A 2,390-nucleotide genomic window follows, 5' to 3' on the forward strand; every position below is an offset into this window, starting at 1 on the left:
GCCGGCACGGCGGTGCCCATGCCGCTGATGCACACCGTCGACCTCAACGCCGGCACCATGGACACCGAGGACGGCCCGCACCTGCACGCCAACTGGACGTGGGCGTCCTCCGCGATGGACCGCGAGCAGATCAGCCAGCTGAGCCAGCTGTGGTTCGAGGCCCTGGCCGGCATCTGCGCCCACGTGCAGGGCGGCGGCGGCGGGCTCACCCCGTCCGACATCGCGCCCGCGCGCCTGAACCAGCGGCAGATCGACGAGCTGAGCAAGCAGCACCAGATCGCCGACATCCTGCCGCTGACCCCGCTGCAGCAGGGCCTGCTCTTCCACGCCAGCTTCGCCCAGGACCCCGGCGATGACGTCTACGCGGTGCAGCTCGGCATCACCGTGACCGGCGCCCTGGACTCGCACCGCCTGCACGACGCGGTGCACACCGTGGTCAACCGCCACCCCAACCTGGCGGCCCGATTCTGCCCGCAGTTCGGCGAGCCCGTGCAGGTGATCCCGGCCGACCCGGTCATGGCGTGGCGCTACATCCAGCTGGGCCCCGAAGACCTCGACCCGGAGCGCCGGGTCGAGGAGCTGTGCGCCGCCGAGCGCGCCGCGGTGAGCGACCTGGCCAACCGGCCGGCGTTTCGGGCCGCGCTGATCCGCACCGCGGACAACCGCTACCGGTTCGTGCTCACCAACCACCACATCGTGATGGACGGCTGGTCGCTGCCCATCCTGCTGCGCGAGATCCTGGCCAATTACTACGGCGACCAGCTCCCCGCGCCCGCGACCTACCGCAGCTACCTGACCTGGCTGGCCGGCCAGGATCGCACCGCCGCCCAGGCGGCGTGGCGCGAGGTGCTCGACGGGTTCGAGGCCCCCACCCTGGTGGGCCCGGCGGGCCGGATGCGGCTCGGCCGGCGGGCCGTGGAGTCCTACCGGCTGTCCGCGCAGACCACGCGCGCCCTGGGCGAGCTGGCCCGCTCGTGCCACACCACCGTCAACACCGTGCTGCAGGCCGGGTGGGCGCAGCTGCTGATGCGGCTCACCGGCCACCACGACGTGGCGTTCGGCACCGCGGTGTCGGGCCGGCCGGCCGACCTGGCCGGTGCCGAATCCATGGTGGGCCTGCTGATCAACACGGTGCCCGTGCGCGCCAACATCGACGCGGAAACCACCGTCGCCGACGTGTTGGACCAGCTGCAACAGCACCACAACGACACCCTCGAACACGAGCACCTGGCGCTGAGCGAGATCCACCGCGTGACCGGTCACGACGCGCTGTTCGACACTTTGTTCCTGTACGAGAACTACCCGATCGACACCAGCGTTCCGTTGGGCTTCCACGAGTTGGCCATCACCGATGTCACCAACCGTGAGTACAACCATTACCCGCTGTCGGTGATGGCGCTGCCGGGCCGCGAGCTGGGCCTGCGCGTCGAATACGACACCGACGTGTTCGACGCGGCCGGCATCGAGAAGCTGACCGAGCGGTTCCAGCGGGTGCTCTCGGAAATGACCGCGGACTCCACCCGACGGCTGATGGCCCTGGACGTGGTCGACGAGGCCGAGCACGAGCTGCTCGACGCGTGGGGCAACCGGTCGGTGCTGAGCTGGGCGGCGACCGGGAAGTCGATCCCCGGGTTGTTCGCCGCGCAGGTCGCCCGCACCCCGGACGCGGCGGCGCTCACCTTCGAGGGCAGCTCGATGACCTATCGGGAGCTCGACGCGGCCGCAAATCGGTTGGCGCACTTGCTGATCGAGGAGGGCGCCGGCCCGGGCGAGCGGGTCGCGCTGCTGTTCTCCCGCTCCGCCGACGCGATCGTCTCGATCCTCGCGGTCCTCAAGACGGGGGCGGCGTATCTGCCGATCGACCCGGCCCTGCCCGCCGCGCGGATCGAGTTCCTGCTCACCGACGCCGAGCCGGTGGCCGTCGTCACCACGACGGGCCTGCGGTCGCGGCTGGACGGCTGCCGCCCGACCGTCATCGACGTCGACGACCCGGCGCTGGACACCCAGCCCAGCACCGCGCTGCCGATCCCGTCGTCGGACAACATCGCCTACCTCATCTACACGTCGGGCACCACCGGCGTCCCCAAGGGCGTGGCCGTCACCCACGACAACGTCACCCAACTGGTGGAGGCCCTGCACGCCGACCTGCCGGAGGCGGGGGTCTGGGCGCAGTGGCACTCCCTGGTCTTCGACGTTTCGGTGCACGAAATCTGGGGCCCGCTGCTGCACGGCGGCCGCCTGGTGGTGGTGCCCGAATCGGTCGCGGCGTCCCCGGATGAGCTGCACGCGCTGCTGGTCTCCGAACAGGTCACGGTGTTGAGCCAGACCCCGTCGGCGGTGGGCATGCTCTCACCGGAGGGCCTGGAGTCGACGGCGCTGGTGGTGGCCGG

At 71.1% G+C, this 2,390-nt stretch carries 1 protein-coding gene; it reads left to right on the forward strand.

What is annotated here, in order from left to right:
* On the forward strand, window positions 1-2,390 hold a 2,390-nt coding region (locus tag A5775_RS11455), incomplete at both ends, for a condensation domain-containing protein (RefSeq protein WP_156660667.1).

This window comes from Mycobacterium sp. 852002-10029_SCH5224772, assembly GCF_001667315.1.
Classification (GTDB): Bacteria; Actinomycetota; Actinomycetes; order Mycobacteriales; family Mycobacteriaceae; genus Mycobacterium.